The 16,353-nt window shown below is 70.3% G+C and carries 15 protein-coding genes; 2 read left to right on the forward strand and 13 right to left on the reverse strand.

The features are described from left to right. Window positions 1–8: 8 nt before the first annotated feature. From CK951_RS14320 to CK951_RS14340, 5 genes are read right to left on the reverse strand one after another with little or no spacing between them, the layout of a single operon-like run. Entirely contained in the window at window positions 9–746 is a 738-nt protein-coding gene (locus tag CK951_RS14320; RefSeq protein ID WP_096786789.1) for an SDR family oxidoreductase, read from the reverse strand. After that, window positions 743–1,303 (reverse strand): DUF3833 domain-containing protein, encoded by a 561-nt coding sequence (locus CK951_RS14325; RefSeq protein ID WP_096786790.1) that lies wholly within the window; start codon window positions 1,301–1,303, stop codon window positions 743–745. The genes CK951_RS14320 and CK951_RS14325 overlap by 4 nt, the downstream gene beginning before the upstream one ends. Before the next feature lie 4 nt (window positions 1,304–1,307). Then, window positions 1,308–2,522 (reverse strand): MFS transporter, encoded by a 1,215-nt coding sequence (locus CK951_RS14330; protein ID WP_096786791.1) that lies wholly within the window; start codon window positions 2,520–2,522, stop codon window positions 1,308–1,310. Next, the gene (locus CK951_RS14335) at window positions 2,509–3,258 is read right to left on the reverse strand and encodes a DUF1365 domain-containing protein (RefSeq protein ID WP_096786792.1); all 750 of its coding nucleotides are present in this window, start codon (window positions 3,256–3,258) and stop codon (window positions 2,509–2,511) included. The genes CK951_RS14330 and CK951_RS14335 overlap by 14 nt, the downstream gene beginning before the upstream one ends. Further along, entirely contained in the window at window positions 3,255–4,547 is a 1,293-nt protein-coding gene (locus CK951_RS14340) for an NAD(P)/FAD-dependent oxidoreductase (protein WP_096786793.1), read from the reverse strand. Before CK951_RS14340 ends, CK951_RS14335 begins: the two co-directional genes overlap by 4 nt. Window positions 4,548–4,763: 216 nt before the next feature. Here CK951_RS14340 and rpoE point away from each other — a divergent pair, with 216 nt between their 5' ends. Further along, a complete protein-coding gene (rpoE, locus tag CK951_RS14345) occupies window positions 4,764–5,345 on the forward strand; it encodes an RNA polymerase sigma factor RpoE (protein WP_394341570.1) in 582 nt (193 codons plus the stop codon). An 8-nt stretch (window positions 5,346–5,353) separates the two neighbouring features. Beyond that, window positions 5,354–5,995, forward strand: a complete 642-nt coding sequence (locus CK951_RS14350; protein WP_096786795.1) for a ChrR family anti-sigma-E factor — start codon at window positions 5,354–5,356, stop codon at window positions 5,993–5,995. 86 nt (window positions 5,996–6,081) lie between these two features. Here CK951_RS14350 and CK951_RS14355 read toward each other — a convergent pair whose 3' ends face one another. From CK951_RS14355 to CK951_RS14390, 8 genes are all read right to left on the reverse strand, one after another. After that, window positions 6,082–7,218, reverse strand: a complete 1,137-nt coding sequence (locus CK951_RS14355) for a DNA recombination protein RmuC (protein ID WP_096786796.1) — start codon at window positions 7,216–7,218, stop codon at window positions 6,082–6,084. Between the two features lie 10 nt (window positions 7,219–7,228). Then, the gene (gene mutL / locus CK951_RS14360; protein WP_096786797.1) at window positions 7,229–9,064 is read right to left on the reverse strand and encodes a DNA mismatch repair endonuclease MutL; all 1,836 of its coding nucleotides are present in this window, start codon (window positions 9,062–9,064) and stop codon (window positions 7,229–7,231) included. A gap of 88 nt (window positions 9,065–9,152) precedes the next feature. Further along, window positions 9,153–10,460 carry a pitrilysin family protein gene (locus CK951_RS14365; protein WP_096786798.1) on the reverse strand — a complete coding sequence of 436 codons (1,308 nt, stop codon included), beginning with the start codon at window positions 10,458–10,460 and terminating at the stop codon, window positions 9,153–9,155. After that, window positions 10,457–11,797 (reverse strand): pitrilysin family protein, encoded by a 1,341-nt coding sequence (locus CK951_RS14370; RefSeq protein ID WP_096786799.1) that lies wholly within the window; start codon window positions 11,795–11,797, stop codon window positions 10,457–10,459. The genes CK951_RS14365 and CK951_RS14370 overlap by 4 nt, the downstream gene beginning before the upstream one ends. An 82-nt stretch (window positions 11,798–11,879) precedes the next feature. Next, the gene (locus CK951_RS14375) at window positions 11,880–12,407 is read right to left on the reverse strand and encodes a DUF3035 domain-containing protein (RefSeq protein ID WP_096786800.1); all 528 of its coding nucleotides are present in this window, start codon (window positions 12,405–12,407) and stop codon (window positions 11,880–11,882) included. A 52-nt stretch (window positions 12,408–12,459) separates the two neighbouring features. After that, window positions 12,460–13,011: a signal peptidase II gene (gene lspA, locus CK951_RS14380; protein ID WP_096786801.1), complete on the reverse strand. Its 552-nt coding sequence runs from the start codon at window positions 13,009–13,011 to the stop codon at window positions 12,460–12,462. Window position 13,012: 1 nt separating this feature from the next. Further along, entirely contained in the window at window positions 13,013–14,602 is a 1,590-nt protein-coding gene (gene purH, locus CK951_RS14385) for a bifunctional phosphoribosylaminoimidazolecarboxamide formyltransferase/IMP cyclohydrolase (RefSeq protein WP_096786802.1), read from the reverse strand. 30 nt (window positions 14,603–14,632) lie between these two features. Continuing rightward, window positions 14,633–16,330 carry a heparinase II/III family protein gene (locus CK951_RS14390; RefSeq protein ID WP_096786803.1) on the reverse strand — a complete coding sequence of 566 codons (1,698 nt, stop codon included), beginning with the start codon at window positions 16,328–16,330 and terminating at the stop codon, window positions 14,633–14,635. Window positions 16,331–16,353: the final 23 nt, after the last annotated feature.

Consider the following 16,353-nt stretch of genomic DNA (forward strand, 5'->3'; position numbering starts at 1 on the left):
TTCGATCCTCAGCGCCGGCCCACCAGCCGGAAGAACAGCCCGTCCGGCAGCAGCTGCGCGAAGCGGAAGAACGAGGAGAAGGGCGCCGGGAAGTTCAGCCGGAAATTGTCCGAGCACATGTGCTCGAAGATGTGCCGGGCCGCCGCGTCGGGTTCCATGATGAACGGCATCCGGAACTTGTTCTTCGCGGTCATCCGGGTGTTCACGAAGCCCGGGTTCACCAGCTGGACGTCGACCCCGGTGCCGCGCAGGTCGGCATAGAGCGACTCGGTCAGCCCGACCACGCCGGCCTTGCTGGCGGCATAGCCGATCGCGCCCGGCAGGCCGCGGAACCCCGCGATGGAGCCGGTCACCACCAGATGCCCGCGGTCGCGCGCGATCATGCCGGGCAGGACGGCCGAGACCAGCCGGACCAGCCCCATCAGGTTGGTGTCGAGCATGGCGTCGATCGCCTTGCGGTCCCATTCCTGCGCCGTCATCGGCCAGTAGACGCCCGCGTTGAACACGATGCCGTCCACCTCGCCGATCGTCTCCAGCGCGGTGCGGATCGACTCGTCCGACTGCACGTCCACCGGAACCGCCTCGGCATGACCCGGCATCTCGGCGACCGCCGTCTTCAGCCGCTCCTCGTCACGGCCCGAAAGGATGACCTTCGCCCCCGCGCCGCTCAGTTTCTTCGCCAGCGCGAGCCCCAGACCCTCGCTGCCGCCGATAAGCCAGTACCGCTTACCAACAAATTGTCTCATGTCTCGATCCGTCGTAGTGTCGCCACAAGCTCGGCAACCTTGATCCCGAACTTGCGGAACTGGCTCCGATTGATGATCGTGCCATTCTCCAGCCGGTACATCCAGTCAATGACATCCAGCACATGCCCCCCTGCGTCATCTTGAAGCCGCAGCCGGTAGCGCAGGCAGAGGGCTGATCCTTCGGCTTTTCCGACGCCGCTGCCCACAAGATCATCGGCCTCGGCATGAAGCGTCCCGTCGTTGCCAAGCTGGAACCGCCACTCGCGATTGTCCACCGCACCGCTGTCGTAGCGGAAGCGTTCGGTGAGGATCCCGGCATTGCCCTCCCACCGGCCCACCATGTCGGCGACGAAGCGCGAGGTGACCCGGCCGGTCGGCCCGTAGATCACGCCCTCGCACAGCAGCGGCCCCGAAAGGTCCCTGCGCGGGTCAAGGGCGGGACCCTTCCCGGAATAGTCGGCAGGCCGCTGCGCGGCAAACGCCAGCGTCCGGTCGCGCAGGCCGAAAAGCCCGAGGCAGAGCAGGAAACCGAGGACGAGGAACAGCAGGGACAGCACGGGATCAGGTCTCCGGGATGGGGGTGACGAGGAGCAGGACGATGGCCAGCAGCTTCAGCCCGCAGGGGACCAGCGCGTAGAGCACCGAGAGGAACAGCAGGGCCGACGCGGGGGAGGCCGCGCCCGGCGCAAAGCCTGCGGCCCCGAGCGCGGGCAGCACCGCGGCAGCCGCGAGCGCAAGGGCCAGCTTCGAGGCGAAGGACCAGAAGCCGAAGGCCGCCGCATCTCCGCCCGCGCTGCGCGACAGGTGCCGGGCGAAGATCGCGGGCAGCAGCACCATGTCCGCCCCGAGCGCCGCCCCCGAGGCGGCGCAGATCACGGCAAACGCCGCAACGTCGCCCGGGCCGAGCGTGAAGGCGAAGATGAAGGACACCACCGCCAGCACCATCCCGGCCAGCAGCGTGCGTCTTGCGCCGAAGCCGCGTGCCAACTGGCTCCACGCCGGCGCACTGAGCGCTGCCGCGAGGAAGAAGAGCAGAAGCAGCGGCCCTTCCGAACCGGGCGCGGCAAGCCGGCTTTCGACGAAGAACAGGAACAGCGTCGAGGTCACCGCCACCGGCGCGGCATTGACCAGCGCCAGCAGAAGAAGCCTCCGGGTCATCCGGTCCGCCAGCACGGCGCGCAGGTCGGGAACGGGGGCCTCGGCCAGTCCCGCCCATTCGCGCCGCATGGCGAACGATGCCAGAACGGCAAGGCCTGCGAAGCCCCAGGCGAAGGCCGCGAAGCTGCCCAGCAGAACCGGCGCCACGGCGGCGACCGACACCCCGCAGAGCGCGCCGGCCTCGCGCCAGCCGGCCAGCCGGAGATGACCGCCCCGGCCCAGCCGTCCCGCCTTGCCGACGCCTTCGGCATAGAAGGCGATGCTGAGGAAGGAGAAGGCCGAGAACAGCACCACCAGCGTCAGCGCGAACCACAGGAGCGGCAGGACAGGAGGTTCGACCGCAAAGAGGCCGATCATCGCCAGCGCCATCAGCGCCACCGCACCGGCCACCATGGCCGCCCGCTTCTGTCGTGTCACCTCGGCCAGCCAGCCCAGCGCGGGGTCCTGCACCACGTCGATCAGGCGCAGCCCCGCCAGCACCGCCCCCAGCGTGCCGAGGCTGATGCCGTAGTCATCGACATAGACCTTGGGCGCGTGGATGTAGATCGGAAGCCCGGCGGCGGCGATAAGCCCGGCAAAGAGCGACCACGGCGCAAGGCGGCCTTCACCTGCTGACATCTTGGGCGGGCGGCGCGGGACGCGTGCGGTAGCGCGCCCCCTTCAGGGCAAGTTTCAGCGCCTGCCAGTGGATCAGCGCCAGCACCCGGCGCGAGCCGAAGGGCCGCCGCAGGCAGGCGGCAAGGATGCCGGCATTGGTCAGCGGCGCGCGGGTGCCGGTCAGCGTGGCGAACAGGCCGCCCTCGCCGAAGCTGTAGTCGATCCAGATGCCCACGCGGTCGTCGCGGATGTCGAAACGGAACCGATAGCTGCCCTCGACCGGCTGGAACGGCGAGACATGCATGATCTTGGTCGCGGTCAACGTGTCCGAGCGGGTGATCGGGCTGCCGTCCGGCTTCGTGCAGAGATACCAGTGCCGGTCGCCGAAGGTGTTCGACACCTCGGCCACGACGGTGCGCAGGGCGCCCGTCGCCTCGTGGCAGAGCCAGAAGCTGACGGGGTTGAAGACATGCCCCAGGACCCTCGGCTGGGTGAGCAGCAGGATGCGCTCTCCCCCCGGCGCGGCATGGGCGGCCAGCACCTCGCGCACCCAGGCAACGCCGCGCCCCCTGCCCGGCTCGCCGCCATAGTCGCGATCGTGCAGCGCGACCAGATTGGCGCGGTTGCGCGAGAACAGCGCCGGCGCCTCGACCGCCTCGGGGTCGAGGATCACGTAGTCCACGCCATAGCGGAAGCTGTTCTCCAGCGCCCCCTTCCGGCCGTGGAAGGTCTCGCCCCGGACATGCTCGACCCTCATGCGGCCACCGGCGTCGCGATGCGGCGGCGCATCGCCTCGACCACGTCCACCGCGCTGGCAAAGCCGTCCTCGTGAAAGCCGTTGCGCATCCAGGCGCCGGCGAACCACGTGTTGCGCTTGCCGTTCATCATGCGCAGCGCCGCGACCCCCAGCTGCGCCGCAAGGTCATAGACGGGGTGACGGAAGGTCACCACGTCATGCACCAGCTCGTCGCGGATCGGCCGCTCGCCGTTCAGGGTGACGAACAGCGGATCGTCATGCGGAATCGGCTGCAGCGAGTTCATCCAGTAGGTGATGTCGATGGGGGCCTGCGGGTCCTCGGGCTCGACATAGACCCACGAGGCCCAGGCCGCGCGGCGCTTCGGCATCACGGAGGTATCGGCGTGCAGCACCGCCCGGTTCGGCTGGTAGCGCACCGCGCCCAGCGCCTTCGCTTCCTCCTCCGAGGCGTCGGACAGGAGCCGCAGCGTATCGTCGGAATGAGTGGCGAAGATCACCTCGTCGAAGGCTTCCCAGTCGCCGCCGGTCACGCGCACCTGCACGCCGTCGCCCTGCCGCCGGACGCCCGCCACGTCGGCGCCCAGCCGCAGATCGACCCCGGCCGAGGTCATCGCCACCTGAAGCCTGCGCACATATTCGATGGAACCGCCGGCCACCGTATACCACTGATGCTGCCCAGTGTGCGACAGCAGCGCATGGTTCTCGAAGAAGCGCAGCAGCGCCTGTGCCGGGAAGTCGAGGATCCCGCGCGAGGGCGTGGACCAGATCGCGCCCGAGATCGGCAGCAGGTAGTAGTCGCGGAACCAGTCGCCCAGGTCGAGCCGCTCCAGCAGGTCGCGGATCGTCATCACCGGATCGTCGGCATGGTCCATCGCATGGGCGTTGAAGCGCAGCACGTCCATCAGCATGTTCAGGAACCGCGGGTCGAGCGCGTTGCGCTTCTGCGCGAAGACAGCCTTCAGATCCTTGAGCCCGTATTCCAGCCGCCCGCCGCGCACCGAGGCGCCGAAGCTCATGTCGCTTTCCACCACCGGCACCTGAAGCTCGTCGAAGAGGCGCGTCAGATGCGGGTAGTTCACCTTGTTGAAGACGATGAAGCCGGTGTCCACCGGCTGGTCGCCACGCTTGCCGGCCAAGACCGTGCGCGCGTGGCCGCCAAGCCTGCTCTCCGCCTCGAACAGCACCACCGTATGGTCGCGGGCCAGCAGATGCGCCGCCGCCATTCCCGAAACGCCTCCGCCGATCACAGCAACGCGCCGACGCGCGAATTCAGACGTCTCGAATGGCATGCCTGCAGTCTCCCGGTTTGCTCGGGGCCGATACGCCCCGCGAAGAGGAACGGATCAACCCGGTGGCGATTTTTCTGCACGGCGGCGGATGATCCGGTCTCGCCCGTGCTTTTTCTGCAGGGCGGCGGATGATCCGCTCGGGCCGCTCGGCCGTAGAAGAGATGACATGCCGGGGCCGGCCAAAAAATGCGGATGCAAGCGGGGGGGCGGTTGCCTATGTTTCCCCTCGGGCGACGAAACGGAAGGCCGACGGTGACAGGTCAGGGTAACGAGACGGATTGGGTAGCGCTGATGCAGGCGGTCCGGGACCAACGCGATGAGGCGGCCTTTGCGCGGCTGTTCGAGCACTTTGCCCCGCGGGTGAAGGGCTTCCTGATGAAGTCCGGCACGGCGGCGGCGCAAGCCGAGGAATGCGCGCAGGACGTGATGGCCGCGGTCTGGCAGAAGGCCCACCTGTTCGATCCCTCGCGGGCCTCGGTCGCGACCTGGATCTTCACCATCGCGCGGAACCGGCGGATCGACATCCTGCGTCGGGCGCGCCATCCGGAACCGGAAGACCTGTTCTGGGGTCCGGAGGTGGAGCCCGACCAGGCCGACATCTACGAGATGCAGCAGGAGAACGACCGTCTCGGCCGGGCGATCGCCCTTTTGCCCGACAAGCAGCGGGCGCTGATCGAGCGCGCCTTCTTCGGCGATGTCTCGCACAGGGAACTGGCCGAGGAGACCGGGCTGCCGCTTGGAACCATCAAGTCGCGGATCAGGCTGGCCCTGGAACGCCTGCGCCACCACATGGGTTGAAGGAAACGATGACGATCCGGCACCACATATCGGACTCCCTGCTGCTGGCCCATTCCTCGGGCAACCTGCCCGAGGCTTTCGGGCTGGTGGTGGCGACGCACATTTCGCTCTGCGACGAGTGCCGGGCGCGCCTGGCAGCCTTCGAAGCGGTGGGCGGCAGCCTGATGGAGGATGCGGCACAGGTGGCGATGGCCGCCGGCAGCCTCGCCGCGGTGATGTCCCGGCTCGACCGACGGATCGAGACGCCCCGCCCGGTGAGGCGGCTCGATCCGCGGGCCCCCGCGCCGCTTGCGGACTACATCGGTGGCAGCCTCGACGCGGTGCGCTGGCGCCCGCTGGGCGGCGGCGTGCGGCAGGCCATCCTGCCCACGGGGGGCGAGGCGATCGCGCGGCTCTTGTGGATCCCGGGCGGCCAGTCCGTGCCCGACCACGGCCACCGCGGGATGGAACTGACGCTGGTCCTGCAGGGCGCGTTCCGCGACGAGACCGACCGCTTCGGTCCCGGCGACCTCGAGATTGCCGACGAGGAGATGGAGCACACCCCGGTCGCCGAGGCCGGGCCGGACTGCATCTGCCTTGCCGCCACCGATGCGCCGCTGCGCTTCAACAGCCTGCTGCCGCGGCTGGTGCAGCCCTTCGTGCGGATCTGAGGACACCCGGCCACAGGCCTGCGGATGCCAGGTCCCTGCGGTGCCGTCCGGGCCTGGGTCCCGCGGGCGCACACCGGCATCGGGCGCTATTCCGCGGCGTCAGCCGGGGGCGCCAGATCCTGGAAGTCGAAGTTGTCCAGCCGGCGCGCCTTCTTTCCGGCCTTTCCGGCCGAGATGCGGATCTCCTCCACATCCCGCGCGGCCTGCGCGAAGTGCCGGTCGAGGTTGCCCGCCCGCTCCACCAGCCGCTCGATCTCGCGCCCGAGTTCGGCCAGTTCGCGCCGGATCGCACCGGCCTGCGCCCGCATCCGAGCGTCCTTCAGCACGGCGCGCATGGTGTTCAGCACCGCCATGCAGGTGGTGGGCGACACGATCCAGACCTTCACCGCAAACCCCTCTCGCACGATGTCGCCGAAGTTCGCATGCAACTCGGCATAGACCGCTTCCGAGGGCAGGAACAGCATCGCCCCGTCGGCCGTCTCGCCGTCGAGGATGTATTTCTCGGCGATGGCCCGGATATGGGCGCGCACCGCCACCCGCATAAGCCGCTGCGCCTCCATCGTCTCCGCGGGGCCTTCGGACTCGCGCAGCATCTCGTAGGCTTCCAGCGGGAACTTCGAGTCGATGACGATGGGGCCGGGAGGCTCGGGCAGGTGGATCAGGCAGTCCGCCCGCCGCCCGTTCGAAAGCGTCGCCTGCATCGTGTAGCTGTCGGGCGGCAGGGCCTTCCGCACGATGTCGTGCAGCTGGATCTCGCCGAAGGCCCCCCGGGTCTGCTTGTTCGACAGGATGTCCTGCAGGCCCAGCACGTCGCCCGAGAGTTTCTCGATGTTCGCCTGTGCCCGGTCGATGGTCTCCAGCCGCTGCTGCAGGTCGCCCAGCGACCGCGCGGTGCGGACCGCCGTGCCGTGCAGGCTCTCCGCCATGCCGCGCTGCACCTCGGCCAGCCGCCGCTCCATCAGTTGCAGCATGGCATGCTGGCTGGCCGCCTGCGCGTCCGAGACATGGTGCAGCCCGCCCGCAAGCCGCTCCTGCCCGTCCGACAGCATCTGCACCTGCTGCGAGAGCCAGCCCAACTCGCGCACCAGCGGCGCGGCGACCCGCGCCGACCGCCCGGCCGCGCGCAGGATCAGGAGAAGCAGGATCAGGACCGCCGCCGCCCCGGCAGCCATCAGGACGCGCGGATCGTCCCAGGCATAGCTCTGGCCGAGGATCTGGATCATCGGTCGCGGATCATCGCCGCCCGAACAGCCGCTCGATGTCGGCGAGCTTCAGTTCCACATAGGTCGGCCGGCCGTGGTTGCACTGGCCGGACAGCGGCGTCGCCTCCATCTCGCGCAGGAGCGCGTTCATCTCCTCGGCCCGCATCTGCCGGCCCGACCGGACCGAGCCGTGGCAGGCCATCCGGCTGAGGATCGCATCCATCCGCGCCTGCAAGCGGTCCGAGGCGCCGGTCTCGCCCAGATCGTCGAGGATGTCGCGCAGAAGCGGCGCCGCCTCGATCCGCCCGAGGATCGCCGGCACCTCGCGCACCGCCACCGCTCCGCCGCCGAAGGGCTCGATCACCAGCCCGAGCGCCGCCAGATCCCCGGCGGCATCGAGAAGCCGCGCGGCGTCCGAGGGCGACAGGTCCACGATCTCGGGGATCAGCAGCGCCTGACGCGCGATGCCCGCCCCGTCGCGCTGGCGCTTCAGCTTCTCGTAGACCAGCCGCTCGTGCGCTGCGTGCTGGTCCACGATCACCATGCCGGTCGCGGTCTGGGCGATGATCCAGTTCTCGTGGATCTGCGCCCGCGCCGCACCAAGCGGGTTCTGCTCGGCCGACGGCGTGGCCTCCTCGAAGCGCGCGGCCGGGGCTTCGGCAAGGCCCGCCATCGCGGGTTGCGGATCGGGAGCCTGGAAGGCAAGGCTGCGGCAGATCGCCGAGGCCGAGGGCCGGTCCATCTGGTAGACGCGGGGCGTCCAGCCGGGCTCCGGCCGAAAGGCGCCCAGCGTCTCCTCCGCAACGGTGGTCGAGGCGCGATGCCCCGCCCCCGCCAGCGCATGTCGCAGCGCCAAGACCACCAGCCCCCGCACCTCGCCCGCCTCGCGGAACCGCACCTCGGCCTTTGCGGGATGCACGTTCACGTCCACCCGCTGCGGGTCGCAGATCAGGTTCAGCACGGCGGCCGGGTGACGGTCGCGGCTCAGCACATCCATGTAGCCGGCGCGCAGCGCTCCCAGCAGCATCCGGTCCAGCACCGGCCGCCCGTTCACGAACAGGAACTGCGCCGCCGAGGAGCCGCGCGAATAGGTCGGCAGCGCCGCATAGCCCTGCAGCCTCAGCCCCTCGCGCTCCACCTCGATGCGCAGCGCGTTCTCGGCAAAGTCGGCGCCGAGCACCCGCGCCACCCGGCGATGCAGCGCGTCGAACAGGTCGCCCGCCTCGGGCTCCGTCCGGAACAGGATGCGCGGCTCGCCGCCCGAGACATCGGTGAGGGTGAAGCCCACCTCGGGCTCGGCCAGCGCCAGCCGCTTCAGCACCTCGGCGATGGCCTGCGTCTCCGCGCGGTCGGTGCGCAGGAACTTCAGCCGCGCCGGCGTGGCGAAGAACAGGTCGCGCAATTCGACCACCGTGCCGACGGAGAGCGCGGCCGGGCGGACCGGCTCCATCCGCCCCGCAGTGACCGAGACCGAGGCGCCCTCTTCGCCCGCGACGCGCGAGGTGATGGTCAGCCGCCCGACCGCCCCCAGCGAGGGCAGCGCCTCGCCCCGGAAACCGAAGCTGCGGATGTCCAGAAGGTCCGAGCCGTCGATCTTCGAGGTCGCATGCCGCGACAGCGCGAGCGGCAGGTCCGCCGCCGTCATGCCGCAGCCGTCGTCAGTGACGCGGATCAGCACCTTGCCGCCGTCGGCGATGTCCACGGCGATCCGCCGCGCGCCGGCATCCAGCGCGTTCTCGACCAGCTCCTTCACCGCCGAGGCGGGACGCTCCACCACCTCGCCCGCCGCGATCCGGTTGATCGCGGCCTCGTCGAGCTGCCGGATCACCGGCCGGGCAGGGCTTATCTTGGGGCTGGCTGCGGTCATGCCACCAGCATTAGCAGAGTCGGCGGATCCGCGCCACACTGACATCATGCAGGATGCGACCGCCCGATATCACAACGACCACGGAGCCTCAGCCGTCCGACTCGACTCCCTCGGGCTGGCCCACGACCACGAAGTGCAGCGCATCGGGCTTCAGGAGCCACGCGGCGACGCGCTTCACGTCCTCGAGCGTCACCGCCTCGATCTTCGCGTTCCGCGTCGTCGGGTAGTCGATCGGCAGATCCTCCATCTGCATGCCGACGAGGATGCTCGCGATCGGGCCGTTCCCGTCGAACCGCAACGGATAGGAGCCGGTGAGATAGGTCTTCGTCGCGGCCAGTTCCTCGGCCGTCACGCCCTCGGCGGCGGCGCGGCGCCATTCGTCGCGCACGATGCCGATAGCCTCGGCCACCGTGGCATTGGCCGAGGCGAAATGGCCCATCATCAGCTCGGCATGGTCCATGGGCGCCAGATAGGTGCCGATGCCGTAGGTCAGCCCGCGCTTCTCGCGCACCTCGGTCATCAGGCGCGAGCCGAAGCCGCCGCCGCCGAGGATCTCGTTCAGCACATAGGCAGGGAAGAAGTCCGGGTCGTCGCGCTTGATCCCGGCATGTCCGAAGCGGACCGCCGATTGCGGCGTGGGGAAATCGACCACGGTCACCCCGCCGCCGACCCGCCACTCGGCCCGGCCCGGCATCGGCGCGCCCTCGGCGGGCAGGTCGCCCAGCAGCCGGTCGAGGAGCGTGCCCAACTCGGCTGCCGTGATGTCGCCCGCCGCGGCCACATAGATCCGGTCGCGGGCGAGCGCCGCCTTGTGCGCTGCCACGATCTGTTCGCGCGTCAGCGCCCGCACGCTCTCGGGTGTGCCCTCGCCTTGTGAGCCATAGGGGTGGGCGCCAAAGGCCTGTTCGTCGAAGACCCGGCCCGAGATGCTCGTCGGGTCCTTGGCATCCGACGCAAGGCCAGACAGCACCTGCCCGCGCACCCGCTCGATCGCCTCCGCGTCGAAACGTGGCGACACCAACGCCAGACGCAGCAGGTCCGTGGCCGCATCGCGGTTCTCGGTCAGGAACTCGGCCGAGACCGCCACGGCATCGGCGCTCGGCCGGAAGGAGAAGCTTGCCGCCAGCGCGTCCCGCGCCCGGGCGAAGCCCTGCGCGTCGAGATCACCCGCGCCTTCCTCGATCAGGCCGGTCATCAGGTTCACCGCCCCCCGGGCGCCCTCGGGATCGAGGCTCGTGCCGCCACGGAAGCGGATCTCGAGCGCGGTGAACGGCAGTTCGTGCGATTCGACCAGCCAGGCGCGGATGCCGCCGGGCGAGGTCACGTCCTGGATCTGCACGTCCGCCCGGACCGGCAGGGCGAACAGGATCAGCGCGGCGGCCAGACGTAACATCATTGGCTTTCTTCCTCTTCCTGCTCCAGCCAGCCCGTCACGGCGCGGCGGCGGTCGAACACCTCGCGGGCGGCGGCCACCACCTCCTCGGGCGTCACCGCCTGCAAGACCTCGGGCCAGCGCTCCACGTCCTCGACCGTGAGGCCGGTGGTCAGCGCCGCGCCATAGCGCCGGGCCAGTCCGTCCACGTTGTCGCGGGAATAGATGTCATGTGCGCGAAGCTGGGTCTTGATGCGGGCGAAATCCTCGGGGTCAGGCCCCGTCTTCAGGAAATCCTCGATCACCGCATCCATCGCCTCCTCGGCCGCCTGCAGGCTGACGCCCGGCACCGGCACCACGGCCAGCGAGAAATTGCCCGAGTCGAGCGCCGAGCCATCGTAATAGGCCTGGCTCCACACCGCCTTCGGCGCCTCGCCGAACTGAAGGGCACTGGCGAGGAGCGACGTGGTGGGGCTGCCGCCGAGAAGCTCGGCGAGGATGGTCAGCGCCGCGGCCTTCTCCTGCGCGCCGCTCTCGCGGGCGGGGGCGAGGTAGCTGCGGGCCACATAGGGTTGCGCCACGCGCGGATCGGTGAAGGTCAGGCGCCGCTCGGCCAGTTGCGGCGGCTCCTGCGGGCGGAGGCGAGGCGGCAGGTTCTCTGTCGGTTCGAGCGCGCCATAGTGGGTTTCCGCCAGACGCTTCACCTCGTCCGGGGTCACGTCGCCCGCCACGACGAGGATCGCATTGTTCGGCGAGTAATAGGTCCGGTAGAAGCTGAAGGCGTCCTCGCGGTCGAGTTGCTCGATCTCGTGGCGCCAGCCGATGATAGGAATGCCGTAGGGGTGGTTCAGATACTGGGCGGCGCGGCGCTGCTCGCCGAAGATGGCGTCCGGGTCGCTGTCGGTGCGCTGGCTGCGCTCCTCCAGCACCACCTGACGCTCGGTCTTCACGTCATCTTCGCTCATCTGGAGGTCGCGCATCCGGTCGGCCTCCATCTTCATCATCAGGTCGAGCCGGTCCGCGGCGACCCGCTGGAAATAGGCGGTATAGTCCCAGGACGTGAACGCGTTGTCGTCGCCGCCCTGCGCCTCGACCGTTGCCGAGAACTCGCCCGGCTTCAGCTCGTCGGTGCCCTTGAACATCAGGTGTTCAAGGAAATGCGCGATGCCGGAATGACCGGGCGGCTCGTCGGCGGCGCCCACGCGGTACCAGACCATATGGGTCACGACCGGGGCGCGGTGATCCTCGATCACCACGACCTCCAGCCCGTTCGCGAGGCGGAAATCCGTCACGGCTTCGGCAAAGGCGGGCAGCGAGAGGGTAAGCGCGGTCGCGGCCGCAAGGCCCAGTCGGCGCAGCATCGGCTTGTCCTTCCAGAAGATCGGCGTCGCGCGAAAGCTACCGTGTGGCGGGGGGCCTTCAAGCCCCCCTACGGGCTTGTGATCACTCGCCCGCCTGCGGCGGCGGCGCCGAGGGGTTGCGGGCGCCGGCGGCGCGCCAGCGGGCAAGCTCCGCCTGCTGGTCGAGCGACATCGGCTCATAGGCCTTGAAGTAGACGTTCACGTTGAACACCCGTTCGAGCAGGCGCCCGTCGTTGTCGCGGCGCCATTGCAGATCCTCGGCCGCCAGCGTCTGCCGGATGCCCGGATCGGACCCGTAGCGCCGCGCGTGGGCCACCACGGCCGCGTCCGAGGCGGGGATCGCGCGCGACCGGCTCGGGTCACCGCCGAGTGCTGCGATCGCGTCGGCTTCCGGGTTGCGGTCGGCAAGGTTCGCGCCGCCGGGCGTCGGCGGGGGCAGCGCGCCCAGCGTGTCGGGGATCTCCAGCGGCTTCGACGGCAGGATGCTGAACTCGTCCGGACCCTGCCCGGTCGAGCGCAGGTTCATCAGCCTCGGATCGCCGCCGCCGCAGGCTGCCAGCAGGAGCATTGCCAGTGCCGCACCCGCCCCTGCGCCTCGAGCTGCCCGCATGCCTTGCCTCCTTGCTGCCTCCGCCCGTCTTTAGCGCAAAGGTTTCCAGCCGTCACGGGGTCTTTCCACGGCCGGACTTGCCGTCCGCGCCGGGCTTGCGGGGCTTGGCGCCCGGGGCCTTCGGCTTGCCGGGCTGCTTCTCGCGCGTGTCGCGGGTGAAGAGGACGAGGCCGATCGCCCCGGCGAAGATCGCGATGTCGGCCACGTTGAACGCATAGGGATTCTCGATCCCGCAGCAGGACATGTTCAGGAAATCGGCCACGGCGCCGAACAGCACGCGGTCCACCACGTTGCCCAGCGCGCCGCCGATCAGCAACCCGCCCGAGATCCGCGCCAGTTTCGTCGGCTGACTGCGCGCCACCCACAGCCAGACCCAGACCGAGATCGCGAGCGCCACGGCGATGAGGCCCCAGCGCACGAACTCCTGGTCCGACGAGCCGAGGCCGAAGTTGATCCCCCGGTTCCACGCCATGCGGAAGGTAAGGTAGGGCGGGACGAGGTCGATCGCGCCGCGATGCGCCAGCCCGATCCACCAGACGACGATCCATTTCGTCAGCTGGTCGAGCAGGAAGGTCCCGAGGGCGGTGTAGACCGTCAGCCGCATCTCAGTGCCGGAAATGCCGCTGCCCCGTGAAGACCATCGCAAGGCCCGCCGCATCGGCCGCGGCGATCACCTCGTCGTCGCGCATCGAGCCGCCGGGCTGGATGATCGCCTTGGCGCCCGCCTCGGCCGCCGCCAGCAGGCCATCGGCGAAGGGGAAGAAGGCGTCCGAGGCCACGACCGAACCTTGGGTCGGCGGCAGGGCAAGCCCCAGCGCCTGCGCCATGTCCTGTGCCTTGCGCGCCGCGATCCGGGTCGAGTCGACGCGGCTCATCTGGCCGGCGCCCACGCCCACGGTCGCGCCGTCCTTCACATAGACGATGGCGTTCGACTTGACGTGCTTGGCCACGGTCCAGGCGAACAGCAGGTCGGCCAGTTCCGCTTCCGTCGGCGCGCGCCGGGTCACCACCTTCAGGTCCAGCGCGTCGACATGGCCCGCGTCGCGGTCCTGCACGAGGAAGCCGCCCGCCACCTGCTTGAACGCCAGCCCCTTCGCCAGCGGATCGGGCAGCCCGTCCGTCGTCAGCAGGCGCAGGTTCTTCTTCGCGGCAAAGACGGCCTTGGCGGCCTCGTCGGCGCCGGGGGCGATCACCACCTCGGTGAAGATCTCGGCGATCTTCTCGGCCGTCGGCCCGTCGAGCGGCTGGTTCAGCGCGATGATGCCGCCGAAGGCGGAAACGCGGTCGCAGTCGAAGGCGCGGGAATACGCCTCGGCCAGTGTAGCGCCGCGCGCCACGCCGCAGGGGTTGGCGTGCTTGACGATCACGCAGGCCGGGCCTTCGGTCGGATCGAACTCCGCCACCAGCTCGAAGGCCGCATCGGTGTCGTTGATGTTGTTGTAGGACAGCTCCTTGCCCTGCCACTGCTTCGCCGTGGCGACGCCCGCGCGGTTCGAGCCGTCGAGGTAGAACGCCGCCTTCTGGTGCGGGTTCTCGCCGTAGCGCATGGTCTGGGCGAGCGTCCCGGCGAAGGCGCGGCGCCGCGGCGCCTCGCATTTCAGTGCCCCGGCCATCCAGGCGGAAACGGCCGCATCATAGGCCGCGGTGCGCGAATAGGCCGTCAGCGCCAGCTTCTGCCGGAAGGCGAGCGTCGTGGCGCCGTCATGCGCCTTCAGCTCGTCCAGCAGCGCCTTGTAGTCGGCGGTATCGGTCACGACGTTCACGAAGCGGTGGTTCTTCGCCGCCGCCCGGATCATCGCCGGGCCGCCGATGTCGATGTTCTCGATGCAGTCGTCGTAGGAGGCGCCGCGCGCCACGGCCGCCTCGAACGGGTAGAGGTTCACGACCAGCAGGTCGATCGGCTCGATCCCGTGCGCGGCCATCGCCACCAGATGCTCGTCATCGTCGCGCAGCGCCAGAAGCCCGCCATGCACCATCGGATGCAGCGTCTTGACCCGGCCGTCCATCATCTCGGGGAAGCCCGTGACCTCGGCCACGTCCCGCACCTTCAGCCCGGCCGCGCGCAGTGTCGCCGCGGTGCCGCCGGTGGAAATCAGCTCCACCTCCAGCTCTGCCAGAGCCCGCGCGAGATCGAGAAGCCCCGACTTGTCGGAAACCGACAGAAGGGCGCGGCCAACAGGAACGAGGTTCGTCATCACAGTGCCTCCAGGTCAAAACCGGTCAGGTCAGGGGCGGTCCGGCAGGTCGTCGCGCTCCACGTCACGAATGGCCAGCGGAGTATCCTCTGTCTTGGCGAAGGTCCAGCCGATCCGGGCCTCGACATCGAGAAGCACGCCCGCCAGCACGATCTGCCGGCAAGCCCGCGGCAAGAGATGCGCGCGATCGAGATAGACCGACGGGTCGAGCGTCAGGCGGGCCGGACCCTCGGCGCGGAAGGTCCAGTGCTCGCCGCTGGCAAGGGTCAGGCGGACGCCCGTCCCCCCCGGCTCGATGGCGGCATCGACGTCCGGATGCAGGTGGAAGCGCAGCGCGTAGCGCACTCCGGCGCCGCGGGCGGCCTTCAGGACGGCGTCCAGCCGCCTGCGCTCGGCCGCCGTCAGCGCCGCCAGCGTGTCCACGCCCGACAGGCTGCGCCCGTCCGGCGCCAGCACGAGATCGCGGCGGTGGGTCAGGCCATGCGTCTCGGCCCAGCCCGCATGGATCAGATGCAGCTGCGTGCCGGCCGGTCCGCGCTGCCGGTGCGCCGAAAGGACGCGGGCGCGGTCCGCGATCGCCTCGCCCGAACGGCCGAGCCGCGAGGACGAGAATCCCTCCAGCGTCAGGGTGGAATGCGAGGGCGTCGCCCGCCCGGCGCGGTGCCACTCCGCCCCCCAGGCCCGGCCCGAGCCGCAGGAGACGACGACCGGCCGCCGCCCCGAGGTCATCTCGAAGGCCAGGGTCGAGGCATGGGCATGGCTGCCCGGCGGCGGATCGGCGGCATCGACGATGACGCTCGTGCGCCCGTCGGCGAGACGCATGAAGCCCATCGCGGCGCCGTCGGCGGGCACCGCCCGCACCATGGCCGCCGCAAGCGCCCGTTCCACCCGCTCGGGAAAGGCGCGGCCGCCGCCGTGAAACCGCGCAAGCCCGCCATCCGCGTGGCGCAGCATGCGAAGGACGGGCGCGATCCGGCGGATCGCGGCGCGATGCGGCTCGGCCACCGGACGGCCCGCGGCAACCAGCGCGGCCTCGGTCTCGACCAGCAGCACGAAGAGGTCGGCCAGATCCTCGGGGCTGCGCGATACGATGCCGCCATGGCCATCGACCTGCGCCGCGGCCTCGCGGCCCAGCGCGACGGCAGCGGGCGTGACGTGCCGCTCCATCCCGTCAAGCGCCAGCCCCGCGCGGAGGATCGCGGCAAGCGCCTCGATCCGGGCCGTGCCCTCGGCGGTCGTCCAGCGGCGGACGAGGAACGGGACGGTGCGCGACGCCGCGCGGGCAAGGTCGGCCGAAAGCCGCTCGTCCCCGTCGGTCAGCAGCGCGGCATGGCAGAGCCAGCGGCCAAGGCGGCGCGCGGCCAGCGCCGGCGCCCAGCCGGGACCGCCACCGCGGCCGTAGCGGGCGATCCAGCGCAGCGTCCAGTCCTGCGCCTGCCTGCGGGCGGCGCGGTCGCCCAGCCCCGCCAGATCGTCGAGCCAGCCGAAGCCATGCGCCGCAGCCAGCACCGCGGCATCCGCGCCCGGCACTTCCCAGGGCGGCACGGTGACGGCCTGGACCAGCCGGCCGTCGACGAGGTGGCTGCCGGCCAGCAGCCAGCGCCCCCGTTCTGCAAGGCCGATGCATCCCGGTTCGGGCAGCAGGACGAAGCGCCGCGATCCGCGGCGGAGGCCGGCCAGCCGCGCTGCAAGCCGGTCGAGGAACCCGACCCTGCCCGCGCCGGTCATGGCCGCACCCCTTCCGGTTGCTG

This window comes from Rhodobacter sp. CZR27, assembly GCF_002407205.1.
In the GTDB taxonomy this organism is placed as follows: Bacteria; Pseudomonadota; Alphaproteobacteria; order Rhodobacterales; family Rhodobacteraceae; genus Cereibacter_A.